28 protein-coding genes and 2 tRNA genes are annotated in these 25,797 nt (G+C 62.6%); 12 read left to right on the forward strand and 18 right to left on the reverse strand.

Annotated features, from left to right (window positions below; all coding sequences use genetic code 11):
• Window positions 1-22: 22 nt before the first annotated feature.
• The 3 genes from OKW28_RS31325 to OKW28_RS31335 form a co-directional block, all read right to left on the reverse strand.
• On the reverse strand, window positions 23-988 hold the full coding sequence (locus OKW28_RS31325) for a threo-3-hydroxy-L-aspartate ammonia-lyase (RefSeq protein WP_429451310.1): 966 nt from the start codon (window positions 986-988) through the stop codon (window positions 23-25).
• Window positions 989-1,194: 206 nt separating this feature from the next.
• Window positions 1,195-1,506, reverse strand: coding sequence for a hypothetical protein (locus OKW28_RS31330; RefSeq protein ID WP_184023229.1), 312 nt, complete (start codon window positions 1,504-1,506; stop codon window positions 1,195-1,197).
• A 388-nt stretch (window positions 1,507-1,894) separates the two neighbouring features.
• Window positions 1,895-2,056 carry a hypothetical protein gene (locus OKW28_RS31335; RefSeq protein ID WP_429451312.1) on the reverse strand — a complete coding sequence of 54 codons (162 nt, stop codon included), beginning with the start codon at window positions 2,054-2,056 and terminating at the stop codon, window positions 1,895-1,897.
• A gap of 276 nt (window positions 2,057-2,332) precedes the next feature.
• Between OKW28_RS31335 and OKW28_RS31340 the strand changes: the two genes are divergently transcribed.
• From OKW28_RS31340 to OKW28_RS31350, 3 genes are all read left to right on the forward strand, one after another.
• The gene (locus OKW28_RS31340; protein WP_429451314.1) at window positions 2,333-3,268 is read left to right on the forward strand and encodes a Rossmann-like and DUF2520 domain-containing protein; all 936 of its coding nucleotides are present in this window, start codon (window positions 2,333-2,335) and stop codon (window positions 3,266-3,268) included.
• Between the two features lie 85 nt (window positions 3,269-3,353).
• A complete protein-coding gene (locus OKW28_RS31345; protein WP_429451315.1) occupies window positions 3,354-3,674 on the forward strand; it encodes an EthD family reductase in 321 nt (106 codons plus the stop codon).
• A gap of 157 nt (window positions 3,675-3,831) precedes the next feature.
• Complete coding sequence (locus OKW28_RS31350) at window positions 3,832-4,395, forward strand: YggT family protein (RefSeq protein ID WP_018421532.1); 564 nt, start codon at window positions 3,832-3,834, stop codon at window positions 4,393-4,395.
• A gap of 59 nt (window positions 4,396-4,454) precedes the next feature.
• On the opposite strand, the gene OKW28_RS31355 is transcribed toward OKW28_RS31350, so the two are convergent.
• On the reverse strand, window positions 4,455-6,038 hold the full coding sequence (locus OKW28_RS31355) for a methyl-accepting chemotaxis protein (protein WP_429451316.1): 1,584 nt from the start codon (window positions 6,036-6,038) through the stop codon (window positions 4,455-4,457).
• A gap of 224 nt (window positions 6,039-6,262) precedes the next feature.
• Between OKW28_RS31355 and OKW28_RS31360 the strand changes: the two genes are divergently transcribed.
• A tRNA-Gly gene (locus tag OKW28_RS31360) sits at window positions 6,263-6,336 on the forward strand.
• Window positions 6,337-6,462: 126 nt separating this feature from the next.
• Window positions 6,463-7,269: a tRNA (guanosine(46)-N7)-methyltransferase TrmB gene (trmB, locus tag OKW28_RS31365; protein WP_429451317.1), complete on the forward strand. Its 807-nt coding sequence runs from the start codon at window positions 6,463-6,465 to the stop codon at window positions 7,267-7,269.
• 69 nt (window positions 7,270-7,338) lie between these two features.
• Here trmB and OKW28_RS31370 read toward each other — a convergent pair whose 3' ends face one another.
• From OKW28_RS31370 to OKW28_RS31380, 3 genes are all read right to left on the reverse strand, one after another.
• Window positions 7,339-8,175 (reverse strand): undecaprenyl-diphosphate phosphatase, encoded by an 837-nt coding sequence (locus OKW28_RS31370; RefSeq protein ID WP_429451318.1) that lies wholly within the window; start codon window positions 8,173-8,175, stop codon window positions 7,339-7,341.
• Between the two features lie 90 nt (window positions 8,176-8,265).
• Window positions 8,266-8,859 carry a DUF1439 domain-containing protein gene (locus OKW28_RS31375; RefSeq protein WP_429451320.1) on the reverse strand — a complete coding sequence of 198 codons (594 nt, stop codon included), beginning with the start codon at window positions 8,857-8,859 and terminating at the stop codon, window positions 8,266-8,268.
• A gap of 84 nt (window positions 8,860-8,943) precedes the next feature.
• Complete coding sequence (locus OKW28_RS31380) at window positions 8,944-9,246, reverse strand: YkgJ family cysteine cluster protein (RefSeq protein ID WP_429451322.1); 303 nt, start codon at window positions 9,244-9,246, stop codon at window positions 8,944-8,946.
• A 178-nt stretch (window positions 9,247-9,424) separates the two neighbouring features.
• Between OKW28_RS31380 and hemN the strand changes: the two genes are divergently transcribed.
• The 3 genes from hemN to OKW28_RS31395 all read left to right on the forward strand — a co-directional run bounded on the left by hemN (window position 9,425) and on the right by OKW28_RS31395 (window position 12,423).
• A complete protein-coding gene (gene hemN, locus OKW28_RS31385; RefSeq protein WP_429451324.1) occupies window positions 9,425-10,810 on the forward strand; it encodes an oxygen-independent coproporphyrinogen III oxidase in 1,386 nt (461 codons plus the stop codon).
• A 123-nt stretch (window positions 10,811-10,933) separates the two neighbouring features.
• Window positions 10,934-11,018 (forward strand) — tRNA-Leu (locus tag OKW28_RS31390).
• A gap of 175 nt (window positions 11,019-11,193) precedes the next feature.
• Window positions 11,194-12,423: a tyrosine-type recombinase/integrase gene (locus OKW28_RS31395; RefSeq protein WP_429451326.1), complete on the forward strand. Its 1,230-nt coding sequence runs from the start codon at window positions 11,194-11,196 to the stop codon at window positions 12,421-12,423.
• 127 nt (window positions 12,424-12,550) lie between these two features.
• Here OKW28_RS31395 and OKW28_RS31400 read toward each other — a convergent pair whose 3' ends face one another.
• Entirely contained in the window at window positions 12,551-13,009 is a 459-nt protein-coding gene (locus OKW28_RS31400; RefSeq protein WP_429451328.1) for a hypothetical protein, read from the reverse strand.
• 680 nt (window positions 13,010-13,689) lie between these two features.
• Here OKW28_RS31400 and OKW28_RS31405 point away from each other — a divergent pair.
• A complete protein-coding gene (locus OKW28_RS31405; protein ID WP_429451330.1) occupies window positions 13,690-13,833 on the forward strand; it encodes a hypothetical protein in 144 nt (47 codons plus the stop codon).
• 173 nt (window positions 13,834-14,006) lie between these two features.
• Here OKW28_RS31405 and OKW28_RS31410 read toward each other — a convergent pair whose 3' ends face one another.
• Together OKW28_RS31410 and OKW28_RS31415 are read right to left on the reverse strand one after the other, a co-directional pair.
• Window positions 14,007-14,507, reverse strand: coding sequence for a DUF2244 domain-containing protein (locus OKW28_RS31410; RefSeq protein ID WP_429451332.1), 501 nt, complete (start codon window positions 14,505-14,507; stop codon window positions 14,007-14,009).
• A gap of 301 nt (window positions 14,508-14,808) precedes the next feature.
• Window positions 14,809-15,330 carry a hypothetical protein gene (locus OKW28_RS31415; protein ID WP_429451333.1) on the reverse strand — a complete coding sequence of 174 codons (522 nt, stop codon included), beginning with the start codon at window positions 15,328-15,330 and terminating at the stop codon, window positions 14,809-14,811.
• A gap of 222 nt (window positions 15,331-15,552) precedes the next feature.
• Between OKW28_RS31415 and OKW28_RS31420 the strand changes: the two genes are divergently transcribed.
• Entirely contained in the window at window positions 15,553-15,801 is a 249-nt protein-coding gene (locus tag OKW28_RS31420; RefSeq protein ID WP_429454520.1) for a DUF1488 domain-containing protein, read from the forward strand.
• A 95-nt stretch (window positions 15,802-15,896) separates the two neighbouring features.
• On the forward strand, window positions 15,897-16,454 hold the full coding sequence (locus tag OKW28_RS31425) for a hypothetical protein (protein WP_429451335.1): 558 nt from the start codon (window positions 15,897-15,899) through the stop codon (window positions 16,452-16,454).
• Window positions 16,455-16,582: 128 nt separating this feature from the next.
• Here the strand turns inward: OKW28_RS31425 and OKW28_RS31430 are convergent, their stop codons facing one another.
• Genes OKW28_RS31430 through OKW28_RS31450 form a run of 5 tightly spaced genes read right to left on the reverse strand, consistent with a single transcriptional unit; the run spans window position 16,583 to window position 21,164 of the window.
• Window positions 16,583-16,924, reverse strand: coding sequence for a cytochrome C oxidase subunit IV family protein (locus OKW28_RS31430; RefSeq protein WP_184011180.1), 342 nt, complete (start codon window positions 16,922-16,924; stop codon window positions 16,583-16,585).
• Window positions 16,925-16,932: 8 nt separating this feature from the next.
• The gene (locus tag OKW28_RS31435; protein WP_429451337.1) at window positions 16,933-17,640 is read right to left on the reverse strand and encodes a heme-copper oxidase subunit III family protein; all 708 of its coding nucleotides are present in this window, start codon (window positions 17,638-17,640) and stop codon (window positions 16,933-16,935) included.
• On the reverse strand, window positions 17,637-18,248 hold the full coding sequence (locus OKW28_RS31440; RefSeq protein WP_184011191.1) for a cytochrome c oxidase subunit 3: 612 nt from the start codon (window positions 18,246-18,248) through the stop codon (window positions 17,637-17,639). Before OKW28_RS31440 ends, OKW28_RS31435 begins: the two co-directional genes overlap by 4 nt.
• The gene (gene ctaD, locus OKW28_RS31445) at window positions 18,245-20,002 is read right to left on the reverse strand and encodes a cytochrome c oxidase subunit I (protein ID WP_429451339.1); all 1,758 of its coding nucleotides are present in this window, start codon (window positions 20,000-20,002) and stop codon (window positions 18,245-18,247) included. The genes OKW28_RS31440 and ctaD overlap by 4 nt, the downstream gene beginning before the upstream one ends.
• A 13-nt stretch (window positions 20,003-20,015) precedes the next feature.
• The gene (locus OKW28_RS31450) at window positions 20,016-21,164 is read right to left on the reverse strand and encodes a cytochrome c oxidase subunit II (RefSeq protein ID WP_429451340.1); all 1,149 of its coding nucleotides are present in this window, start codon (window positions 21,162-21,164) and stop codon (window positions 20,016-20,018) included.
• A gap of 303 nt (window positions 21,165-21,467) precedes the next feature.
• Between OKW28_RS31450 and OKW28_RS31455 the strand changes: the two genes are divergently transcribed.
• On the forward strand, window positions 21,468-21,959 hold the full coding sequence (locus OKW28_RS31455; RefSeq protein WP_429451342.1) for a DUF1269 domain-containing protein: 492 nt from the start codon (window positions 21,468-21,470) through the stop codon (window positions 21,957-21,959).
• A gap of 298 nt (window positions 21,960-22,257) precedes the next feature.
• Here OKW28_RS31455 and OKW28_RS31460 read toward each other — a convergent pair whose 3' ends face one another.
• The 3 genes from OKW28_RS31460 to OKW28_RS31470 form a co-directional block, all read right to left on the reverse strand.
• On the reverse strand, window positions 22,258-23,520 hold the full coding sequence (locus OKW28_RS31460) for an IS110 family transposase (RefSeq protein WP_429451344.1): 1,263 nt from the start codon (window positions 23,518-23,520) through the stop codon (window positions 22,258-22,260).
• A gap of 931 nt (window positions 23,521-24,451) precedes the next feature.
• The gene (gene phoU / locus OKW28_RS31465) at window positions 24,452-25,159 is read right to left on the reverse strand and encodes a phosphate signaling complex protein PhoU (protein ID WP_429451346.1); all 708 of its coding nucleotides are present in this window, start codon (window positions 25,157-25,159) and stop codon (window positions 24,452-24,454) included.
• 184 nt (window positions 25,160-25,343) lie between these two features.
• A complete protein-coding gene (locus tag OKW28_RS31470; protein ID WP_429451348.1) occupies window positions 25,344-25,796 on the reverse strand; it encodes a hypothetical protein in 453 nt (150 codons plus the stop codon).
• Between the last annotated feature and the right edge of the window lies 1 nt (window position 25,797).

Raw genomic sequence — 25,797 nt, forward strand, 5'->3', positions numbered from 1 at the left:
CATGCGACTCGACGTGAGCCGCTCATGCGAGGTACTGCGCGAGCTTCGGCAGATCGACATTGCCACCGCTCACCACCACGCCGACGCGCTTGCCCTTCACCGGCACGACGCCGTTCAGCACCGCCGCCGCCGCGAGACAACCAGTCGGTTCGACGACGATCTTCATGCGCTGCGCGAAAAAGCGCATCGTCTCGATCAGTTGCGCATCGCTGACCGTTTCGATTCGCGCGACCAGCTGGCGGATGACCGCGAACGTGTAGTGGCCCAGATGCGTCGAGGCGGCGCCATCGGCAATCGTGCGCGGCGCGTCGATATGAACGATCTCGCCGCGTGCGAGCGACTGCTGGCCGTCGTTGCCCGCCTCGGGCTCGATGCCGATCACCGCGCAGGCCGGGCTCAGCGCGGCCGCCGACAATGCGCTGCCACTGATCAACCCGCCGCCGCCAAGGCACACGAACAACATGTCGAGCGGACCGGTTTCGTCGATCAGTTCTTTGACCGCGGTGCCCTGGCCGGCGATCACGTGCGGATGATCGTACGGCGGGATCAGCGTCATGCCGCGCTCTTCGGCGAGCCGGCGGCCGATTTCCTCGCGATTTTCCTTGTAGCGGTCGTAGGTGATCACTTCGCCGCCGTAGCCTTTGGTCGCGGCGACCTTGGCCTCAGGTGCGTCGTGCGGCATCACGATCGTCGCGTGAATGCCGGCGAGGCGCGCCGACAGCGCGATCGCCTGCGCGTGATTGCCCGACGAATAGGTCAGCACGCCCGCCTTGCGCTGCTCCGCGTCGAAATGCGAAATCGCGTTGTACGCGCCGCGGAACTTGAACGCGCCCATGCGCTGGAAGTTTTCGCACTTGAAGAACACCGACGCGCCAGTGCGCTCGTCGAACGTGCTCGACGTCAGAACGGGGGTGCGGTGCGCGACGCCTTCGAGACGCGCCGCGGCGTCGAGGACGTCATCGAAGGTGGGAGCGGGAAGCGCTTGCATCGGCGAAACTCTCCTGGAGCGGTGGCGAAGCAACCATTCTCCCAGCTTCCTCGATGCTTTGGAACGGCGCTCGCGCGAGCGCGCGACACCAGCCAGGAACGCTGCGGAAAGCAAAAACCAGCGACACAAAAAGAAACGACGTAACCCGGCACAAGCCGGCGTTACGCCGTCGACGTTCCCACGCGCGTCAAGCGCGCCCGCACTTCTTAATGACGATAGTACGAGTGCCCGTAGCCGCGATAGTAGCCATGGTAGCCGTGGTAGTAGCCACGATAGTAAGGGCGGCCATAGCCGTAATAGCCTCCGACCACCACCGGAGCCGGTGCGAACACAACCGGCGGCGCGTACACCGGCGGAGGCGGCGGGGCGTAATAGACAGGCGGCGGCGCCGCATAGACCGGATAGGCCGGCGCGATCGGCACCCCAAGGCCGATACCGACGGAAACACCTGCCTCAGCGGCCCCGGCAAGTCCCAAGCCGAGTGCGGCTGCAACGACAAACGGAACGATCTTTTTCACTTCTATTCTCCTAGCGCGGCCTGCCAAGGTCGCCGACTGCGCATGCCTCGCATGCTGCGAAACCAATGTATCCAAAAAGCCCCGGCCGAAATGTTCGCATTTGTTGCAAATTGCAAGGGCGAGCCGAAGCGTTTTGCCGAGCGCGGCGTGAGCGCGCCTACGTGCCGCCGCGACCTGAGCCAAATCAGCCGGGAATCAAGGGGTTGCACGCGGGCGACGGGCCGCGCGTCACAGGTCGGATCGAGCGCGGGGGTTTGAGTTCGCGCATCGGTAATCTTTAATTACAAATTCGCTTCAATCCTGACAGCCGGAAGAAAATTCCCAACAAAAAATGCCCGGCTCAATTGCTCGAGGCCGGGCATTTTGTCACCTGCGAAGGACTGCGCGACTAGCCGACCTTCACGTACACGAATTCGCGGGACACGTTGGGCGGCACGTATGCGCCGCTGATCCGCACGCGCGGCGTAAGGCGCTTTCTCTGATCCCACCAGCGACGGCGCTGGGCGCGCGTCAGGAACCGCAAGTGCTTTCGGTAAGAAAAAATACTCATCTCGACCCTCCCGAATTTCTGACTGCGAACGAAGTACGGAAAATACGACTGCCAAACCGGCTCGTCGACCACTGTTCCTGTCACGTACGATTGTGAGCAGTTTTCACAACCGTGGGCGTCACGCCACCCGATGACCGACCGTTGGCGCCATATCGCCCGCAAACTTATCCGACGACCGCTGTCGAACCGTGCAAGGGGCCGGATCGCGGCCACGCTTCGCCGGATGCGAGATACTGCTGCTTTCCCGTTCACACGATCCGTCTGGAGCAGGTGACCATGTCCCAGTCTTCCTTGCCGCGCGTCGGCTTCATCGGCGCGGGGCGGCTCGCGCGTTGTCTCGCGCTCGCGTTTGCGCGCGCCGGCTATCCGGTCACCGCGGTGGCGAGCCGCTCAGCCGATTCCGCGCGCTGGCTCGCCGACCAGATCGCACACTGCGCGGCCACTGACGACCCGCAACAGGTCGTCGACGCCGCCGATATCGTTTTTTTAGCCGTTCCTGACGACAGCATCGGTACGACAGCGCACACACTCCGCTTTGGAGGCAATGCGGCAAGCCACCCCGGCAAAGCGCTCGTGCACTGCAGCGGCGCCTCGCCGGTCGAACTGCTCGCGCCAGCGCGCGATCAGGGCGCGGCGATCGGCGGCTTTCATCCGTTGTATCTATTTAGCGGCGAGCTCGCCGATCTCGAGCGTATCGTTGGCTGCTCGGTGACGATCGAAGCCGACGGCGAACTGAAGGAGACGCTGACCGCGCTCGCGCTCGCGCTGCGCTGCCATCCGCTGTCGATTCCGCCGGGCGGCCGCATGCTGTATCACGCCGCCGCGCACTACGCGGCGAGCTTCGCGCTCTGCAGCCTCGCCGAATGCGTGGCGTTGTGGCGCACGCTCGGCTTCGCCGAAGACGACGCGCTGCGCGCGCTGCTGCCGATGCTCGCCGGCACGATCGAAACCGCGCGCGACAAAGGCCTGCCGAACGCGCTCGCGGGGCCGGTATCGCGCGGCGACACGGGTGTCGTCGAGAAGCAGCTAACGCTGCTCGAAGGCCTCGGCGGCGACCATGCCGCGCTGTATGGTCTGCTGACGCGCCGCGCGGTCAACCTGGCCCGACGTCGCGCAACGCCGGCCGCGACGATTGAAGCGATCTCCGAAGCTGTGGAAGAATCGCTGGGCCGCTCGCTGAATCAGGCCGCGGCAGGTGCAAGCGTCAAGTAAGCCGTGATAATGTGACGTCCGGTACGCCGGGCCAACCACGCGACGACCCGCGCCGCGCTTCGGGACCAACAGACGAGAACGCACAATGATCAAGGTCAGCATCCTCTACCCGTACCGGGAAAACGGCCGCTTCGACATGGACTACTACTGCGCGACCCATATGCCGCTCGCGGCGAAGCTGTTCGGGCCGGCGCTGAAAGGCTGGTCGGTCGACGCGGGCCTGAACGCCGGGCCGCCCGGCACGCCACCGCCTTACGTGGCCGCGGGACACTTCCTGTTCGATGGCGCGGACGACTTCTATAAAGTGTTCAAGCCCGCGTCCGAGCAACTATTAGCGGATATCCCGAACTACACCGACGGCGGCAACGGCACGATCCTGGTCAGCGAGGTCCGGATTTCCGTGTGATGCCGGACAGACAGCCATCGGGAGGCGGCGCGCAATGACGTCGAACCTCCGGTTGGCTAACCGGGTAAATCCAGAAAACCGCCGGCACGCACCGATCGGGCGACGCCGGCAGCCCGCGGCCGGTCGGCGGCCGTCATCAGAAGCATAAGGACACGAGATGTTTGGCGATATCGCCCGTTTTCTGCTCAATACCGTTTTCACGCTGTTTGGCGCCGCGCTGCTGTTGCGGGCGTGGCTGCAGGTTGTGCGCCTGCCGCCGTACAACCCGGTCTCGAACGCCGTGCTGCAGGCGACCAACTGGATCGTGCTGCCGCTGCGGCGCATCCTGCCGAGCACGCGCAACATCGACTGGGCGAGCGTGGTCGCGACGCTGATCGCCGCGATCATCTACGTCGTCCTGATGATCGTGCTGACGGGCGCGGATCCGCTGACGCTCGTGCCGACGCTGCTGATCGTCGCGGTACTCACCGCGATCAAGTGGGCGCTCAATCTGATCATCTGGATGACGATCCTGATGGCGCTGCTGTCGTGGCTCAATCCGCGTTCGCCCGCGATGCCGATTCTGTATCAGCTAACCGCGCCGTTTCTGAATCCGTTGCGTCGCGTGCTGCCGAAATTCGGCGGCATCGATCTGTCGCCGATCCTGCTGTTCGTGATCGTGCAGGTGCTGCAGATGGTCGTCACGCGCGCGGCGGTTCAGCTGACTTATTTTGTGATCTGAGCTGATTGCGCGGGAAAGTTGGGCTGACGCGCGGCGGCCGCTTGACTCGGCGCCGGCTTCTACACGGCTGCCGCGAAACCGCGGCTCTCCCCCGTCCGGAACACCGACACCGTCTGCTTCATCTTGCGCGCCTGCGTCTCAAGCGATTGCGCGGCCGCCGCGGCCTGTTCGACGAGCGCCGCGTTCCGCTGCGTGGTCTCGTCCATCTGCGTGACGGCCTGGCCGACCTGGTGAATGCTGCGGTTCTGCTCTTCGGAGGCCGTTGCGATCTCGCTGACGATATCCGACACGCGATGAATCGCGGCCTTGATATCCGCCATCGTCGTGCTGACTTCGGCTACCTGCTGCGTGCCGCCTTCGATGATCGCGACCGACGTCGTGATCATCTCCTTGATCTCCTTGGCCGCGCTCGCCGAGCGCTGCGCGAGGTTGCGCACCTCGCTCGCGACCACCGCGAAACCGCGCCCCTGCTCGCCCGCGCGCGCGGCCTCGACCGCCGCGTTCAACGCGAGAATATTGGTTTGGAACGCGATGCCCTCGATCACGCCGGTGATCTCCGAGATCTTCGTCGAACTGCCGCTGATATCACCGATGGTGCGCACCATGCCCTCGACGGCAGTGTTGCCGGTGTTGGCGACCTGTGCCGCCTCAGTCGCGAGCGCGCTCGCGTTGCGCGCGTTGTCGCTGTTGCGGGTCACGGTCTGCGTCAATTCCGACATGCTCGCCGCGGTCTGTTCGAGCGAAGCGGCCTGCTCTTCGGTGCGAGCGGACAGATCGATGTTGCCGCTCGCGATCTGCTGCGAAGCGATGCTGACCGACTCGGCGCTTTCGCGAATCGAACCGATCGTCGCCGCGAGACGCTCCTGCATGTGCGCGACCGCGCGCAAGATGCTGCCGTCGTCGGCGGCGCCGGTGTGCAGTCGCTGGCTCAAGTCGCCGCCCGCGATCTGCTCGACGACCTTCGCGACTTCGGCCGGTTCGCCGCCGATCTGCCGCACGACCGCGCGCGTCACCAGCAGCCCCAGGCCGATCGCAACCGCGACGCCGACGACCGCGCAGCTCGCGATCCACCACGTCACCGAGCGAACCATCTCGACGCCGTTCGCGACACGCTGTCTGGCCAACTCATCCCGCACGTCGGACAGCTTGATCATCAGCGTGCGCAGCTTGACGTGCAGCGGGTCGGTGGTCGATTTGAGCTCGGCGAGCGCGCCGGTCTGATCGCCCTGATCGGCCAGCGCCATCACCTTCGCGACCGAACTCATATAGGCCGGATAGGCGGCGTCGAAGTCGTTCAGCAATTGCTTCTGCGCGTCGGTGGTCGCGTGCTTGCGCTCGTAGTCGAATGCCGACAGGATCGCCGCTTCACCGCCGTGATTCAGGCGCGCCGTATCGGCGCGGCCTGCCGGCTCCGGATTCAGGATGTACGAATAGAGGCGCCGGAAGTGCGAAGCGGCCTGCCACGCGGCGGTGCCGTCGTCGCGCACAGGCACGAATTCGCGGTCGTACATTTCGGTTTGCATCGTCGCGACTTCGCGCACCTTCAGCACACCGACCGTGCCGACGATGGCCGTTACGAACGCGCACAGCATCAACGAGCCGACAAGCTTCTGGCTCAGTTTCAGATTGGAAAGCCACTGCATCTTGGGAAAATCTCTTGGTCGGGATGGGAAGCGCCGGGTTCGTGCCGGCTTGCGGGTGCGCAAGCGCACGGTGTTGGGCAGTATTCGGGTTAACGGCGGGCGCAGACACAGTCTGAAGGCTCGCGCCGTTCGAACCGCAGAAGCGAAAAGACGGGTCGACTGCTCGTGCGCGCGAGCCATACCCCTGCCCAAACGGCCCAAAAGCCTGTAAAATCGTGAGTTCTGCGGGCGTCGTATAATGGTAATACCCTAGCTTCCCAAGCTAGAGCCGTGGGTTCGATTCCCATCGCCCGCTCCAGTTTCCCGCTGAGTGTTCAGCGGAATCCAGCAAGAGCCGCCTCCCTGAAGGCGGCTTTTTTGTAGTGGCAACGGCCCGGCACAGCGCGCAAGCCGCGCAGCCCTCACCCTTGCAGCAGCATCGACGATGATCCACGATCCAAACGACTCCGGTCTCCCGGACGACGCCCCGACCCCCACGAGCGCAGCCGACCAGCCAGCCTGCAACGAGACGAACGACGTCGACGGCACGCCGGGTGCAACGCCGGCAGACACGCTTCATCACCGCCGCGTCCGCAGCTTCGTCACGCGCGCGGGTCGCGTGTCGACCGGCCAGCGCCGCGCGCTCGATGAGTTCGGCCCGCGCTTCGTCGTGCCCTATGCACCACAACAACCCGACTGGACCGGCGTGTTCGGCCGCGAAGCGCCACGCGTGCTGGAGATCGGCTTCGGCATGGGCGCCACCACCGCGGAGATCGCCGCGCAGCGTCCCGACGACGACTTCCTGGGCGTCGAAGTCCACGAGCCCGGCGTCGGCGCGTTGCTGAAGCTGATCGGCGAGCAGTCGCTGACGAACATCCGCATCATCCAGCACGACGCGGTCGAAGTGCTCGAGCACATGATCGCGCCCGACAGCCTCGACGGCGTGCACATCTTTTTCCCCGACCCGTGGCACAAGGCGCGCCATCACAAGCGCCGGCTGATCCAGCCGAAGTTCGTCGCGCTGCTCGTGTCGCGTCTGAAGCCGGATGCGTATCTGCATTGCGCGACCGACTGGCAGAACTACGCCGAACAGATGCTCGAAGTGCTCGGCGCCGATCCGCGGCTCGAAAACACCGCCGACACCTACGCGCCGCGGCCCGACTATCGTCCGGTGACGAAGTTCGAACGGCGTGGCCTGCGGCTCGGCCACGGCGTGTGGGACCTCGTGTTCCGCAAGCGCGGCGCCGATTAACACGACGGGACGGCAAGCCAACAAAAAAAGGTCCGCATACGCGGACCTTTTTTCATCGCACGGGAAATCTCAATCGGCCCAACTCAACCCGCCGCTATAACCGATCAGAAGGATCAGCAGGCCAAAGCCGATCCGATACCACGCGAACACCGTGAAGTCGTGCGACGCGACATAGCGCAGCAGCCAGCGGATGCAGACGAACGCACTGACGAACGCGGCCGCGAAGCCGAGCGCGAAGCTGCCGAGCGCGTCGGTGGTGAGCAGGTGCCAGTCCTTGTACAGCTCATAGGCCGTCGCGCCGAAGATGATCGGAATCGCGAGAAAGAATGAAAACTCGGTCGCGGCGCGGCGCTCGATGCCGAACAGCATGCCGCCGATGATCGTCGAGCCCGAGCGCGAGGTCCCCGGAATCAGCGCGAAGCACTGTGCGAGGCCGACTTTCAACGCATCGAGCGGGCTCAGATCGTCGATGCTGCGCACCCGCACCGCCGCGTCGCCGCGCGCGCGCTGACGCGCCTCCGCCCACAGGATCACGACGCCGCCTGCGACCAGCGCAAACGCGACCGGGACCGGTGAAAACAGCCCCTCCTTGATCGACTTCTCGAACAGCAGGCCGAGCACGACTGCCGGAATCGTCGCAATGATCACGCTCAGCGCGAAGCGGCGCGCCTCGGGCCGGCTCGGCAGCCCCACGATCACGTTGCCGATACGCCGGCGAAACTCCCAGCACACGGCGAGAATCGCGCCGAGCTGGATCACGACATCGAAGGTCTTCGCGTGCTCGTCGGAGAAATCCAGCAGACTGCCGACGACGATCAGATGCCCGGTGCTCGACACCGGCAAGAACTCCGTCAAACCCTCGACCACGCCCAGAATCAGCGCCTTGCAAGCCAGTAGCCAGTCCATCCGTGCCCCTTATCGCGGTAGGTTGTCGCAACGAAATGGGCCCGCACGGTCATGACTGGCATGCGCGGCCCTCGTGGCCGCGCGTGCGCGTCATCTTTCGACGATCTGCACGCGTATGCCGTTTGTAAGGATGGTGATTGTACCGGGTTCGTAGTTGACGCCGGCAAATTGCAGTTGCTCGGGCTTGAACGTGTAGATGGGATAGTTGGTCAGCAATTGGGTCGCGAGCAGCGCGGCGGCCGCGTTGATCTGCTGCGTGTACATCTGCGCCTGGCCGCTCACGCTGACGTTGTCGACACTCGGCGACTTGAGGATCACCGAACGGCTCGCCGCGTCGTATGCAAGTTCACTCGACAGCGTGAACACGCCATCGACCGGCTGCTGCAGGAACGGACTCGCGAAACGCGCGTCGAGCTTCACCTGCACGCGGTTCGCATCGGGCAGCATGCCCACCACCGGATTGCTCAGCGCGACGTCGAACACCTGCGACACCGTGTGCTGATACGGGAACTTGCGCTGCACGGCCTCCTGCACCTGCTTCTGCGAGAACGTGTAGTGCGACGGCATGAACGGAAACGTCGGGCTCGCGCAAGCCGCGAGCGACGCAGTGATGCCAAGCACGCTGCAGCCGGTCAGCGCAGCGCGCAGAAAGCGGCGCCGGGCCGGCGCTGCGGGTCGAGTCATGCGAAATCTCCTGTGGAAGCCCTTGCGGACATCGGCTTGCGTTGACGGGTGTGGTCAGCAACGGCGTTTACCGCATGCCGCGCGTCATGGACGGGATGCCGGTTGTGTTTGCGCCTCGAGTTGCGTGAGCCACGCGAGCGCTTCGCCGCGATTCGCGCCGCACATCTCGAGTTGCGGCTGCAGACTCGAGCAGCATGCGGGCCGCTCCGGCCGGCCGAAGATCGCGCAGCGCAGATCGTCGCCGAGTTGCACGCAGCGCACGCCCGCCGGCTTGCCGTTCGGCATGCCCGGAATCGGGCTCGAAATCGACGGCGCGATACAGCACGCGCCGCAATCGGGACGGCACGCGTGAGCGTCCACCCGAGCACTGTTCAACCGTTGATCCACGTCATCTTTCCTGAACTCAAACCTTGGCAATGTGTTGCCAGACCCGCATTGTGCCACTGCCTGTCCGTGCGACCTTTCTACACAATCGGGTCCCGCGGGCACGCCCGTAACCTCAAAGCTGCTGACTGACCATGACACGCGGCACGCTGCGAGAGCCGCCCACCGTCCGATACCGCTCATGTCCCAAACCGACACCCTGTTCCGCCCCGACCTGCTCGCGCGCTACAGCGCGAACGGTCCCCGGTATACGTCCTATCCGACCGCGCCGCAGTTCCGCGAATCGTTCGACACCGCCGACTATCACCGCGCCGCCGCCGACCCGGGTGCCGCGTCGACCGATCTGTCTCTGTACTTCCACATTCCGTTTTGCGACACCGTGTGCTTCTACTGCGGCTGCAACAAGGTCGTGACGAAAAATCGCGCGCATGGGCGGCAGTACCTTGAGCGGCTCAAACGCGAAATCGGCTTGCAGGCGGCGTGTTTCGATACACAGCGGCCCGTGTCGCAATTGCATTGGGGCGGCGGCACGCCGACGTTTTTGTCGCATAACGAGATGGCCGAGCTGATGGCCGCGACGCGCGAGCACTTCAAACTTCTGCCCGACGATCAAGCCGAATATTCGATCGAGGTCGATCCGCGCGAGGCGTCGCCCGACACGGTCGCGCTTCTGCGTCGCCTCGGCTTCAACCGGCTGAGCCTCGGCGTGCAGGACTTCGATCCGCGCGTGCAGCAGGCGATCAATCGCATCCAGCCGTTCGAGACGACCGCATCGGTGATGCAGGCGGCGCGCGCGTACGGTTTTCATTCGATCGGCGTCGATCTGATTTACGGGCTGCCGCATCAAACCGTCGCAAGCTTCAGCCGCACGCTCGACACGATGCTCGAACTGGCGCCGGACCGGCTGTCGGTGTTCGCGTATGCGCACATGCCGCAGCTCTTCAAGATGCAGCGCCAGATGGATCCAGCGCCGCTGCCGTCGAGCGAGGAGCGGCTGGCTCTGCTGCAACGGGTCGTCGAACGGCTGACTGAGGCGGGTTATGTGTACATCGGCATGGATCACTTCGCGCTGCCCACCGACGAGCTCGCACGCGCGCAGGCGCAGCGCACGCTGCATCGCAATTTCCAGGGCTATAGCACGCGGGCCGAGTGCGATCTGATCGGCTTTGGCGCCTCGTCGATCGGCAAGGTCGGCGACGTGTACGCGCAGAACGCGCGAGAGCTGCCCGCTTACACCGACTCGATCGATGCGGGCCGGCTCGCGATCGCGCGCGGCATCCGCCTGTCCGCCGACGACCGTCTGCGGCGCGACGTGATCACGCAGCTGATGTGCAATCTCGAACTGCGCTTCGACGAATTCGAAGCGGCGTACGGAATCCACTTCGCCGACACGTTCGCGCCGGAACTCGCGCGTCTGCGTTCATTCGAAGACGACGGGCTGATCTCGCTCGGCGCACGCAAGCTCGAAGTGCGAATGGCCGGCCGCATGCTCGTGCGCAATCTCGCGATGGTATTTGACCGCTATCTGGGCGAGCAGACGCTCACACGATTCTCGCGCACGGTCTGAGCACCGCTCGCCGCGAACGCGCTGTGGCGGGTGAAGGTAATCGACTTGCCCGTCTACCGATTTTCGGCCATAATCTGCGTCTTCCTCGCGCGCTGAACTCCCGATGCGCGCGCTGCAGTATCTGCCCAGGTGGTGAAATTGGTAGACGCAGGGGACTCAAAATCCCCCGCCGCAAGGCGTGCCGGTTCGATTCCGGCCCTGGGCACCAAAAGATGTTCCGGCAAGTGCCGAAGTATTCCGAGAAACCCCGTAAGATCAAGGTCTTACGGGGTTTTTTTATTCTCCGACGGTCCGACTTGACCTGTCGACTGCCGGTGGTATGTGGTGGTATTTTTGGTGGTATCTGGCTCGTTACCAGGTTTTATCCGGCGGGAGATACCACCATGTCGCTGACCGATGTCCAGGTTAGGAAAGCACGGTACAACCCCGAAGGAACCGGCAACCGTCTTGCGGACAGTGGTCGCATGTATCTCCAGCTCGACAAGTCCGGCGCGAAATACTGGCGGATGAACTACCGGTTCGCCGGCAAGGACAAAACGCTTGCGCTTGGTGTCTATCCGGACGTGTCGCTGCTGGCGGCGCGGAAAAAACGCGACGAGGCCCGCCAAAAATTGTCTGCGGGATTGGACCCAAGCAACGTCAAGCGCCTCGAAAAACGAGCTGCCAGGCTCGCAGCGGCCAACTCTTTCGAGGCAGTCGCGCGCGGCTGGATCGATGAGCGCAAGAGCGGCGTCGCGCCCGCCCAGCACGCGAAGACGCTGGCCCGCATGAAAAACGACGTGTTCCCGTGGCTTGGCAAGCGCCCGATTTCCGACATCGACGCGCCCGAGATTCTGGCCGTCCTGAAGCGCATCGACAGCCGCGGCGCCCGCTTCACTGCCCATCGTGCGCGCAGCGAGATTAGCCGGGTATTCCGCTACGGAATCAAAGAGGGACATTGCAAGACCGACCCCGCTCGGGATCTGGTCGGCGCTATTCCACCGGCGCAAACAACCCACTTCGCTTCGATCACCGAGCCGACCAAGGTCGGCGAGATGCTGCGTGCGTTCGACGGGTTCGCCGGCACCTTCCCTGTCCTCTGCGCGCTCAGACTAGCGCCGCTACTGTTTGTCCGGCCCGGGGAGCTTCGGCAGGCCCAGTGGTCCCAATTCGATCTGGACAAATGCGAATGGCGCTACCTCGTCACCAAGACTGAGTCCGAGCATCTGGTACCGCTTTCCACACAGTCAGTCGCAATTCTGCGTGAACTGCACGCACTCAGCGGCGCTGGCCGCTATGTGTTCCCCGGCGCGCGTGATCGCAAGCGGCCGATGAGCGAGGCGGCGATCAATGCCGCGCTGCGCAGACTTGGCTACGACACGCGTACGGAGATCACGGGACACGGCTTTCGTGCGATGGCGCGCACGATCCTGCATGAGGAACTCGAACAGAAGCCGGAAGTGATCGAGCATCAACTCGCGCATATGGTGCCGGACAATCTTGGCTCAGCCTATAACCGCACGAAGTTCATCAAGGAACGCCGCGTGATGATGCAGAAATGGGCCGACTATTTGGATCGGCTTCGTTTGGGTGCGCGGGTTATTCGTATAGGGAGCGGGAGACCTGCGACTTAACGGCAGCACTGGGAAATTGCAGGCATGCCAATGTGTGTGCAACCGTAGACGCCCTGCTCCACTGAGTCAACTTTCAGTTGGGCGAAAAAACCTCGACTGTGGTGAGCGGTCTCAATCGCATTTGCGTTTAAAGATTGTCCGTATCCGGCGCGATCGGGAAACTGAACGCGTCCTGCATGACCATCGATCCGGCTTTGCTGTTGTCGCCTGCCATCTGTGCTCGTGATCCTGTGCCGCTCGGCTGACCCGATACCCGCGCAACTGAGCGAGTGACAGCCAGGTTCACTTTGCCTGACGGTTGCTGTGAGTCGAACGTTCGACGGGTGTTTGTTCGTCGCTTCTTCGTATCCTGGAGTGCGTAGCGAAGCGCACTCGCCGTTATGTCGATACCTGCCCGCTTCGCCTCATCGATCAGTTGCTCAAGCGAATACCCCTTCGCACGAGCTCCATTGATCTGGGCACGGACCTTCGACATTGCATCGCGAACGGTGACGCGCTGCTCCGATGGCGGCTTTTCCGGCAGCGCATCGAGTCGCCGGGCGAACTCATCCCATTGTGCTTTGGTGTAAGTCTTCGGTGCGGGCATGATGACCTTCCGTTTGCATTGGGTGACGAGTGGGTTTCAGCCAATCGTGTACGTCATCCAACGGTACGTCAATGCCGCATTGAGACTGGAAGTAGACATTTTCGGAATACTTCGAACGAGCATAGAATTGCCTGGTATAACGTACTTTTTGTTTCGTGGACAACTCGCAACAGCAGTCGTCGTTTCGCTCTTGCTCCGCAAACATGTGCGTGAGATTGAAAATATGTGGTTCTGGAGGGGAGCCGCGGATGCCGCGTTCGTTTGTGTCGCAACTGACGGTCAAGAATTTCTACATCACCCGAAGTGACGCAGTTGCTCACGCGCGTCGCAACTGGATCTGAGACGATTGCTTCGCGGTATGCTCGCACTTGTCTTGCGTTTGAAGACAGAAGGAGCACCGGCACGCGCATCATGTCAACCGACCTAACGGTCCGTTCAGTAACGATTCAACAGCATCCTTCGGCGATCTCTTTGCCTTTGAAATCGCACGTCAAAAACAACAAAGAAAATAGGAACTGCAGGATAGGCTTGCGCCGGTTATGGGCACCATGCCCGTTATCGTCTTTCAATGACGCTGGAATCGGTGAAGGCGCCTCACAGATTTCGCAACCGGATGCAACGCGATTCGATCCCTCGCGTGGGGCTTCGGTGAAATCGCGGGCTAGCGCCGTTCACTGGCCTTGCATCTGTTCGAGGCGCGATGGTTCTACGGGGTCAACGGTGACCGCAGTGTGGTGTTCGTCGCGCGCGTGCCGGACCCTCTATCGCTCAACATCGTCGCCAAGGTGCTCAACGCTTTGCTGCTGCCGTTGGTTGCAGGATAGCTGATCGCGCTGGCGAGCGGCACTGTGTTGCTCGCTGCAGAGCGAGTGCGCGGCGCATTTCGCGTGGCGCCGATCATTGGCGTGAGCATCGCGTGCGGCATCGGCATCGTCGGGGCGCTCGGCGTGTTGCTGTGAGGCCGATCAGACATGCCGGGCGATCATCGGCCGGCATGTCAACAGTCGGCCACGATAAAGCGGCGCAATTGACGCACAAACTCCGCGCGGGCGGCGGCAGGCAGTTGCCGTCCGACGGGAATACGCTGCCAGCCGTCGCAAAGGTAGACGGCGCCATCGCTGTCGCCGACAGACACGGCCAAGCGGGCCGCATTCATCCGATGCATCGTGCGCCGTCCGCGCTCGTGTATTTCGACGATCACGAACGGGGGCGCGAACCTCAGCACCTCGCCGTCCGTCGCGTGCCTGGAGTAGGCGATAAAGGCGATGCCGACGGCCACGGTGCAAAGCATCGAGAAGGGCAGCGCGAGCCACACGCCGAATGCGAATGCCGCTGCCACGCCGATCGCGAGGACGAGCGCCATGAGGAACACGGTCGCGGCGAGCGACTGCCGCGGCGTGAGGGAGCAGTTGCGCTTGAGGCGCCACTCGCGGCTCGGCACACCTCCCTCGCCGTCAAAAGGGCCAGGCCCGTACGACCGCCTGAAGTATGCGTACATGATCGAAAGTCCCGCATCGTGGAGCCATTCGTGACGCGCAATGCGCGTGCCGCCAGCGTCCACGCCACTTGCAATGTCACCGTTCCGCTCGCTACGGTATCTACCTGTGGCACTTCATCTGCGTGCCGTTCGTCGCGACGGCGCTGGCGGTGCTCGCCGCGTCTATCGCGCAGCATCCTCGCACATGTCGAACGGCGCTTTCACCGGAGTGGCCGAGCATGACGATCTCGGCAAGGCGCTCATGTTGTTGCGCGGCGAGCCTTTTCTGCTCTGGAGACCGGTCGATCAACACGGCACCGGACTACGACGGGCCGCCCGCGTCCGCCTTGACCCTAGGGGATGCGTTGCGCTCCAGTCTCATGTACAGGTTCGCCGCCACGATACCCAAGACGATGTGAGCGAACAGGCTGGCCGAGTTGCGCGCTTCTGCGAACCACGGAAAAAACTGTGTCATGCCGTAGAAATTAATCAGGTAAACGGCTACAGCGAAAGCGCCACCCGCCAGTGAAGCCATCCCCACGCTCGAGTCAAGGTTGAATGACGTCATGATCAGACCGAGGATAAGCGCGAATACGATGGCAAGGGCAAAATGCACCACAAGGGCCGCGAGCACGATGCCAATTGAGAATGCTTGCGGCGATCGCAATGCACCTCGTCCCAGAATGATCGCGGCGACCATGCGTGGGGGCTCCAGCAGACTTCCGCCCGTCGTCAGTGCCATCAGGATAACCCCTAGCACCAGGAACACAACGCCCGCAATAACGCCTGCCAGCACGGCTGCCCGCCAGTCGAGCTGGCCGTGTGTGAAATGATGGGAATCCATGTGAAGTTGCACAATTTGTCTCCCGATTGATTCGAATAATTCATTCTAGTCCTCCAACTCGCGAGACTGATAGCTTCGCATGGCTGTCGACACCCCGACGGATGATCCTCGTTCTGGCGACGACGTGGCGTGCTGAACTGTACGTGCAAGAGGCCCTTGAGGCACGTCAGCTGTTGGCCGCGGCAGACCTGTCAGCGGATCGATAATTAGTCTTTTCAGACACTGCGCTTTACGGCGCCCGTCGACGGCGAGCCGGTTGGTGCGGCAATTACCGCCGAGCCGCTGGAAGATCATTTCGGCGCCCATTCCGCGCTGGAATCCGCCTTAATGGCTGCTTTCGACAACGGCCGCAATCCTATCCGCTCGGTTTGCGCGGAATCGATCGACCAGAACGGCGGCAAAGGAGTAGTGTTACATAGCGGACTGTTCAGAGTGGACGGCATGGAACCCGATCGCGGCATCACGGCATAGTCCCGGCGCGTGCCACCGCATGCACCTCTGTCTCGGCGCGGGTGAGGTGGGGCGGCATAGTCTGCAACCGCTAGTCAACGATGGAAGGAGGCCACATGTCGCTCATCGTCGCAGCACGCTTTACGACATTCCCCGCCGCTGAAAACGCGGCGCAACGGCTCTTCAATGCCGGTTTTGTCGAGGAGGACGTCACACTGTTTTTCGTCAATCCGATCGGCCAGCACGCGCGTTTTCGGCCCGGCGGCGATATCAGCGCCGACGCAAACGCGAGGGAGGCGCCGAAGGGTGCCGAGATGGGCATCGCGATTGGCGCAGCGGTTGGCGCCGTGGTCGGCGTCGGGATCTTCGCGGCGTTTTCGGCGCCGCTTATCATGTCGCTGATCGCGGCCGGGGTGAGTGCGTATGTCGGTTCATTGGTCGGCGCGATGATGCGCACGCGTGAAGCCAGCAACGAAGAAACCCGTGATTCCGGCGTGCTGGTGGCCGTACACGTGTCGCCGGACAGCCAGTTGGACGCCGCACGGGTGCTGCGCGATGCGGGAGGCGCGGCGATCGAACGCGCGACCGGCCGCTGGCAACAAGGGCGGTGGGCCGACTTCGATCCGCTCAAGCAGCCTGAGCCGCTCAACGAATTCAGTGAGAAGCACGCCTGATTTGAAGGTGTTTTTCGCTGAGATTTTCAGCGAGCCAGGAAACAAAAACGGCCCGGCATTTGTCGGGTCGTTTTGTATTCAGAGCGGTGCGTTCCAGGCACTCACCTGAGGAACGGTCGGCGCAGGGGTCAGTGGAAGAAGAGTTCCCGCATGCCGAAGGTGTGATGCGCTTCGGCAGCCATCAGCACCATCAGCACCAGCAAGCCCAAGGGCGGCATCAGGATGGCGTACACCAGCGCCAGCCGCTCCCACATCATGTGCATGAAAATCGACACAATCAGCCCGGCCTTGGCGATCATGAGCACGACGATCAGCGCCCAGCGCAGCAGGCCCTGCACGTGGAAGTAATCCACCATGTACGACATCGTGCTCAGTACGAACAGCAGGCCCCAGATTTTCAGGTAGATGCCGATCGGATGCTGCTGGCCGTGCGCGGCGTCGGGCCGATGGGCGGGATCGGTGTGGTCCATGGTCTGCCTCACCACAAATAGAACAGCGCAAAGATGAACACCCACACCAGGTCGACGAAGTGCCAGTACAAGCCGGCAATCTCCACGATCTGGAAGTTGCCGTGCTCGGTGAACCCCGGCTGCAGGATCTTGCGTGCGATCAGCAGCAGGTAGATCACACCGCAGCTCACGTGAAAGCCGTGGAACCCGGTGATCATGAAGAAGCACGCGCCAAACTGCGCCGCGCCCATCGGGTTGCCCCAAGGGCGGATACCTTCATGGACGATCAGCTTGGTCCATTCGAAGGCCTGCATCGACACGAAGGTCGCGCCCAGCAGCGCGGTCGCGAGCAACAGTGCGGCGGCGCGCTTTGCGTTGCGCCGGTAGCCAAAGTTGACGGCCATCGCCATGGTGCCGCTGCTGCTGATCAGGATGAACGTCATGATGGCGATCAGCAGCAAAGGCACATCCACGCCGCCCACAGTGAGCGCGAACACTTTGGAAGTGTCAGGCCACGGCACCGTGGTCGACATCCGCACCGTCATGTAGCCGATCAGGAAGCTGCTGAAGATGAAGGTGTCCGATAGCAGGAAGATCCACATCATCGCCTTGCCCCACGGCACCTTGAAGGCTTCGCGGTCGGCCGACCAGTCCGTGACGATGCCGCGCCAGCCGTCAGGCCCGGCGTCGGTGGGCGTGGTGGCAGCGGATTCGGTGGGGAGCGTGGGCGTGGTCATGGCGCGGCTCCATACAGCGGCCCGCAGATGGCGGCGACGAACTCAGGGGTGATCCACCACATCGCCGCCAGCAGCACGAGCCAGACAGCCAGCAGGAAATGCCAGTAGATGGCGCAAAGCGCGATGGCGCGGTGGGTTCGGAAGGGGTCCGCGCGCTGGAGAAGCGCGATCGTCACGGCCCAGGCCACCAGCCCGCCCAGCACATGCAACCCGTGCAGGCCGGTGAGCAGGTAGAGGAAGCTATTGGAAGGATTGACGGTGACGGTCTGCCCGGCCGCCGACAGCATGCGCCAGGCGGCCAGTTGTCCGATTACGAACACGGCCGCCAGCACACCGCCCGACACCAGCCACGCCGCGCGGTGCAAGGTAATCTGCCGGGCACGCTGCATGGCAATGCTTGCCAGCACCAGCGCGCCGGTGTTCCACCACAGCAGCGCTGGATGCGGGATCGGCTGCCAGTCGGGCTCGCGCATACGCATTGCATAGGCGAACAACAGCAGTGAAAACAATGTCGTTGCCACCGCCATGAAGACGATCAGGCCGATGCGGCTCGCATTCGGCGAGACAGGTGGCGCGTCAGGAACGAAGGAGCGGGGCAGTGTGGTCATTCGCGTGCCTCTCCGGGTTGAAGCGTCGGGTGGGAGGCCGGCTCAGGCGCCGTCGCAGGCGGCTGGTTTTGCGGGACGAAGTCTTCCTCCTGCCCCGTCGGGCTGTATTCGTACGCCCAGCGGTAAACGACGGGCGGCGCGGCGCCCCAATTGCCATGCACTGGCGGCGTTTGCGGCGTCTGCCATTCCAGCGTGGTGGCCCGCCAAGGGTTGCTGTCGGCACGCTTGCCGCGCACCAGGCTCCACGCCAGGTTGTACAGGAACAGCAACTGCGCCACTGCAACGATCAGCGCAATGACGGTGATGAACGTGTTGAGCGTCTGCGCCGAAGATGGAATGAAGCTGAAGCCCTCATACGCGTAATACCGCCGCGGCATGCCCAGGATGCCGAGATAGTGCATCGGGAAGTAGATCGCATAGGTGCCGAGGAAGGTGACCCAGAAGTGCATGCGCCCGAGCGTGTCGTTGAGCATGCGGCCCGTCACCTTCGGATACCAGTGGTAGATGCCGCCGAACACCACCAGGATCGGCGACACGGCCATCACCATATGGAAGTGCGCCACCACGAAGTACGTGTTCGACAGCGGAATGTCCACGCTCACGTTGCCGAGATAGAGCCCGGTCAGCCCACCCAGGACGAAGGTGCTGATGAAGCCGATGGCAAACAGCATCGGCACGGTCAGGTGGATATCGCCGCGCCACAGCGTCAGCACCCAGTTGTAGACCTTGAGGGCGGTCGGGATGGCGATGATGAGCGTGGTGGTGGCAAAGAAGAAGCCGAAGTACGGATTCATGCCGGCGATGAACATGTGGTGCGCCCAGACCACGAAGCTCAGCGCACCGATGACGACGATGGCCCACACCATCATCTTGTAGCCGAAGATGCTCTTGCGCGCGTGCGTGCTGATGAGGTCCGACGCAATGCCAAAGGCCGGCAGCGCGACGATGTAGACCTCCGGATGCCCGAAGAACCAGAACAGGTGCTGGAACAGCAGCGGGCTGCCGCCGGCATGCTTGAGCGTCTGCCCCATCGACACCACGGCCGGTATGAAGAAACTGGTGCCGAGTGCCCTGTCAAGTAGCATCATCACCGCTGACACGAACAGCGCTGGAAACGCCAGCAGTGCCATGATGGTCGCGATGAAGATGCCCCACACCGTGAGCGGCATGCGCATGAGCGTCATGCCGCGCGTGCGCGCCTGCAGCGTGGTGGTGACGTAATTCAAGCCGCCCATCGTTGCCGCGACGATGAAGATCGCCAGCGACACCAGCATCAACACGATGCCCCATTCCACGCCCGGCGTGCCCGGCAGGATGGCCTGGGGTGGATACAGCGTCCAGCCCGCGCCGGTCGGCCCGCCAGGCACGAAGAAGCTCGCCACCAGCACGAGCACGGCTAGCAGGTAGACCCAGTAGCTCAGCATGTTGAGAAACGGGAACACCATGTCGCGCGCACCCAGCATCAGCGGGATCAGGTAGTTGCCGAAGCCGCCCAGAAACAGCGCCGTCAGCAGGTAGATCACCATGATCATCCCGTGCATGGTGACGAACTGGTAGTAGTGGTTGGCGTCGATGAAACTGAACTTGCCCGGAAAGCCGAGCTGCAACCGCATCAGGTCCGACAACACAAGGCCGACCAGACCGATGGCGATGGCCGTCAGCGAATACTGCACGGCGATGACCTTGTGGTCCTGGCTCCAGACATAGCGGGTCCAGAAGCTTTGTGGGGCGTGGTCAGTGTGCGCGTAAGGCATTGCGTCTGCTCCGCTAGGGATTGGTTGCGTTGCTGGCGGCCGGGCCGCCTTGCGATTCGATGTAGGCCACAAGCGCGGTCAGCTCCTGCTCGCTCAGGTCGAAGGTCGGCATGATGGGTGCGAAGCCCTTCACGACGCGGGCCTTCGGGTTGCGGATGAAGGCGCGCAGATAGGCTTCGTCCACCTTAGCGGTGCTACCGTCGGCCATCGTTTCGGTCTTGCCGTAGAGGCCCTTCCAGGTGGGGCCCACGCGCGGACTGCCGTCCACGGTATGGCAGGCGAAGCAGCCTTTGCCCTCTGCGAGCGTCTTGCCCTGGTCAGCAAGCGCCTTGGCGCTGCCGCCTGCAGCAGCGGATGCGGCCTGCACCGTGGCCTGCTGCCGCTGCGCGAACGTGCTCTGCTGCGCCAGCCAGCGCGAGAACGATGCTTTGTCTTCCACCACCACCACGCCGCGCATGTTGGAGTGCCCGATACCGCAAAGCTGCGCGCACAGGATGTCGTAACGCCCTGCCTTGGTCGGCGTGAACCAGAAGGTGGTCACCATGCCGGGCACCATGTTCATGCGCGCACGGAACGCCGGTACGTAGAAGTCGTGCAGCACGTCGCGCGACCGTGTCAGGACCTGGATCGGCTGGTTGAGCGGCAGGTGCACCTCGGGCGTCTCGATCAGGTAGTTGTCACGGCCGTTGGGGTCGGCGGGGTTCAGGCCGAAAGGGTTGTCGTTGCTGATGTAGCGCACGTCCGTCGTGCCCAGCTTGCCTCCGGGGCCGGCAAAGCGGAAGCGCCATTGCCATTGCTGGCCGAACACTTCCATCTGCAGCACGTTGCGCGGCGGCCGTACGAAGTCTGCGTAGACGAAGAGCCCCGGTGCCAGCAACGCTGCCACGCCGACAGTGGTCAGCCCGATCAGCCACCATTCCAGCCGCTTGTTGTGCGGCTCGTAAGCAGCGCGATGCCCCCTGCGGTTGCGGTAGCGCACCAGTGCGACCACGATGAACAGGTTGATCGCGATGAAGAGCGCGCCGGTAATGACGAGTGTGATCGTCAGCATGTCGTCCATGCGCACCCAGTTCGAGGCGATCGGCGTGATCCACCAGGGACTGGCAAGGTGAAACCCTACCGCCAATGCGATGATCAGGCTCAGGGCAATCGCAAGCGCCATAGTCCACCTCGCTGCGCGTCACTCGCTGGAGCCGCTAACAAAAAAGGCTCCTGGCCGTCGTTGTGCCGCCTGCCGTACTTCGTACTGCCTGCGCCGGCACTTCTGCCAGGACCGCTTCGCTGAGCATTGTAAGCGGCTCTAAAGCAAAGGTAGTCCTCTCCTCTGCATCGTGCAAGACAGCGCCAGGGGGAAGCGCGCCCCATATACGGATCGGGCGAATGGAGGAGTCCCTTGCCGCGATGCAATGCAAAACGGCCGCCTCCAGCATTGGTTGCCGAGGCGGCCGTTTTCCAAGGGCGCCGGGTGTTTAGGGTCTGTTCACGTGTGCGACGTGCGCACGACGACTTGCTGCAGGCGCGGATCACATCGCGACATATCCGTGTCCTCGCGAATCACAGTGTCGCACTCGGACAGTTACCCGAGGCATCCTTGCTGCGTAGCAGCGACGTCGTGCACTCGCTCGAACGCGGCGTGGCGCTCGGCGGTGCGACCGGCGCGCTTCTCGGCCTCGTGGCGCTGGTCTTTCCTCCCGCTGAGTTCGCTATTGCGGGCGGCGCCGTCAGCGCATTGACGTTGGCGGGTGCGGGCTTCGGGCCCTGGACGGCCGCGATGATCGGCGTCGACGAACCGAATGCACGACTCGAGCGCTTTCGTGGCGCCATACGTGATGGCCAGATCTTGATCGTGGCCGACGTGCCTGCATCGCGCGAACATGAGATCAAGCAGATGGTCGCGCAGCATTTTCCGAAGGCCGATCTCGAAGGCGCGGAGCCCACGACACCGATCTTCCCCTGAGAAGCAGTCTAGACGAGGCCGTCGGCGCCCCCTTCACGCCCTGAGGCGGTCCGTCAAGGTTTTTCCGGGGGCATGTGCAGCCCACATCCTTGACCCTGTAGTCTCGGGTGTCGCTCATTCATGAAACGGCGTATGTCCAAGAAACGTCGCACGCCACCTGGCGAGTTGCCCACCGCCGGCCAGCGTCATGGTCATAACAGGCGACCCGCCGGCCGGCCGTGGACAACTCGCGACATCACGTCAAATGAAGGCAACCCACGGCCCCGGAACCAGCTGCCTAATCGTCGACCGGAACGGGTTACCCCGGAAGTTCGAGGTTCCTGAGGAGTGACGAGCCACGCTTCCTGAGGGCGTTGAGGTAGACGCTCTCGTCGTATCGTGTGCCGGTCTGCCAGCAGCGGTAGAGGATCCGTATCCACTTGAACGCCAACGCCCTCACGGCGGCCTGATACGAGCTGCCCTTCGCCCGCTGTTGCCGGTAATAGGCGCCGGCCCAGAACGATTTGTTGATGGTCTGGCCGGCCCATTCGACGAAGGTCTGGCGCAGGAAGGTCGGGCATTGCCAGCGCCAGTGCACCCAGCACTTCTTGCCGCTGCGCTCGGTGACCGGCGCGATGCCGGAGTACTTCTGCAGTTCATCAGCGCCGCTGAAGCGGTCACGTTGCTCACCGAATGCAGCCAGCAGGCGCGGTGTCAGATGCGGACCTGCGCCGGGCAAGCTGTCAAACAGGTCGAAGTCGGGCAGCGTGCGTGCGACTGCCGCGATCTCCTTGTCGAACACGTCGATCGCAGCGAGCGCTGTGCGCAGTTGCGAAACCAACATCAATGCGAGCAAGCGGTGAGGCGCAACGATCCCGGGATCATCAGTGAGCGATGCAGCACAACGGATCGATTCCAGACGTCCCTCAATCAGTTTGGCCCGCCGACAGTTGTGCGCATGGAAGAACGTTTCAAGGGTCTTTCTGCTCGCGCGCCTGACTGCTGGCAGAGTTGGCCAGCGGGTCAGGAAATCACAGAACAGTACCGTGTCGATATCGTCGAACCATTCCAGGGGTTGAGGGTAATACTGCTTGAGTGCGTTGGTTAGCCGGTTGGTGAACCCGGTCTTGTCGCCGACCAGTTCACGACGCTGTTCGATCAGGCTCAGCAAGGAACGCATGCCGGCGCTCTGCGGCCTGAGCGGGCTGAACCGCTCAGGATGGCGCAGCAGCAGGTCGAGTGCCAGCTCGGCATCGGTGGGATCGTCCTTGGCCCGGCTCGGTTTGAACGCCTCACGGTACTTCGCAAGCATTGCGGGATTGACCGGGAACAGTGTGAAGAACGCATGTTTCTGCAACACAGAGACGATCGGCCCTCTGGCCAGCTCAAGCGCGATCGCGATGGGGCCACCAAAGCGCCGATGTAATACCTTTGCCCATTCATCGATGCGTGTAACCTGGTGAGGAATGCAGTCGAACTCGCGCCTGTCGTCGCCAGCCTGCTGCAGGCAGATGTCATGTTTGGTATCGGCCCAGTCGATGCCGACAAAAGCCTTGAAATGCTGATTCGATAGCGGCGCCATGCGAACCTCCGCAAGTGATAGATTACCCGGTAGGGACATGCATGCTTGCGTTCAGCGAAGGCAATATAGTGAGCCGGTGCGACGGCGAACCCTGAGTATTCGTTATCGGACGCAAGCGCACCCGTGGACTCGAAGCTAAAGCGGCAATCGTCCAGGCGTTTGGGTCGACTTATTCGTAGTCCACGGGTGCATGTTCCGCATTGACTGGCAGCGAGCTGCCAGTCCCACCAGTATCAATGAAAGCGGAACGGACTATCTATATCGGGTCGAATACGGCCCAATACGTGTCAAGCGGAGTCTCGACATGACACATATGCAAAAGACAGAATGGCCAGCCAAAAGCACGTGAATGACCTAGTACCCACGCCCGGTGGTATTTTTGGTGGTATCCGTACCGGCAAAATTCCACGAACCCGCTCCAGCAAAGCGATAGCCGGAATTTTTCCATTCCGGCCCCGGCACCATCAGCTGTATGCGACAGAGCCGCCTTACGGGCGGCTTTTTTGCATTGGGCCTTCGACGCGTTCAGCTGCATGAATTGCACAACGTGAACGGCAGTAGACACGCGTCTGCAAATCCGGCATTTGAGGCTCGGACCTCTGCCCCCTTGGTAGCCTCGGCGGTCCCTTTGTTGCGTGCGGCGCGACCTTTAGGCTGTGATAGCCAGACAGAATGTTCCACACTCACTCGCCCGAAAGCGCCCGCTTCCGATGGTCTATCGCAACGTGCCTCAATCGAAGCACGAACCTCCAGATTCGCTCTTCAACGGTCGTCCTACGAGCATCGCTCAATGCGGCAATCCTGTATCTACCACCTTCGATGAACGCATGAAGGTCGAGCTCTCCGGTCGGCTCACGTTCGCGACTCGCGCAGTTGTCAGTCCGTCTTCGCGACCGGTGCGCTCCCGGCTTCGTCCTGCTTTCGCGCTCTGTCATTGACCGAAGGCTTCGCGCTCGAGTTGTTCACGGGAAACGTGGCGCACGTCCTTGCCCTTGACAATGTAGATGACTAATTCCGCTATGTTCGTCGCATGGTCGCCAATGCGTTCGATGGCCTTTGCGATGAAGAGGTAGTCCAGCGCGATGGGGATGATTCGGGGAGCCTCCCTCATGTACTTCACCAGCTTATAGACGAACAAACGAAACTGGTCATCGATAGCGTCGTCATCGCGGAGGATTTGTGCTGCAGCACCTGTGTCGCGGCGCGCGAATGCATCAAGTGCACGGCGGAGGATAGTCATGGCCATCTCACCGGATAACGCGATTTCCGCGATATTGATGGCCATTGTGTTGCCGTCTTCTGCAATTCGCCGAGTCCGCTTCGCGACTTTCCGCGCTTCATCCCCTGCACGCTCGAGGTTCGTGACCGTCTTCGAGATAGCCATCAGCAGACGCAGGTCGCGTGCAGCCGGCTGATACCGCGCGATTATGTTGATGCACTCCTCATCGACTTCCACTTCGATGGCGTTGAGTCGACGCTCGTCGGCAAAGATTCTGTCGACCATGTCCAAATCGAGGTGGTTAAGCGCCTGCATCGCATTGACGACTTGCGATTCAACGAAGCCGCCCATCTCGAACACCTTGGACAATACGTGGTTGATGTCAGCGTCGAATCGACTGGAAAGGTGCTCGTGTGGCATCGGAATCCCCTTCAACCGCCCCGGCTATTTGCCTAATCGCCATTCGGTTTCGTGACCGCGGTATCAGTTTAGGGTCCAGTCGTAAGGAACGGTGGTCGAAGCTCCACGAAACATGCAGGAGCATCCAGCGAAGCACAGCGGCGAACCCCGGTCCGCACGGCAATCCGCTCGGACCGTGGCACAGCTATGATTTTGCTGGTCGACCAGTCTTGACGGTTTCGACCGCAGAAACAGCTGCCAGCAGACCCTCGATGGTGGGCGCCGAGTCCAGCAAGAGCAGACCGGCGCGCAGAAGCTCGCCTTTTTTCACCGAGACGCCGGCGTCGAGACACTTCTGTTTCAGTACCGCGATTTTCTCGTAGTCGGACTTCGGCATCGTGAAGCTGTCGCGCACCACCTTCTCTTTCTTCGCGCGTTTCGCTTTCACCTCTGCTGCTGGACTGACCTGTGCGGCCTCAACGGGTTTCGCGCGCTTCTGTTTGTTGGCCTTCGTCGGAGCTGGCTGGACATCTGGCGCTGCGGCTGCGGCCATACTCTTCTCATCCGCTGGCTTCTCATCGACTTTCGCATGGCCGTTGGCATTCTTCGGGAAGTGAAAGGCCTTCTTCGTCGGCTTCCTCACGCTGGGTTCACTCATG

This window comes from Paraburkholderia sp. 40 (assembly GCF_050434105.1).
In the GTDB taxonomy this organism is placed as follows: Bacteria; Pseudomonadota; Gammaproteobacteria; order Burkholderiales; family Burkholderiaceae; genus Paraburkholderia; species Paraburkholderia tuberum.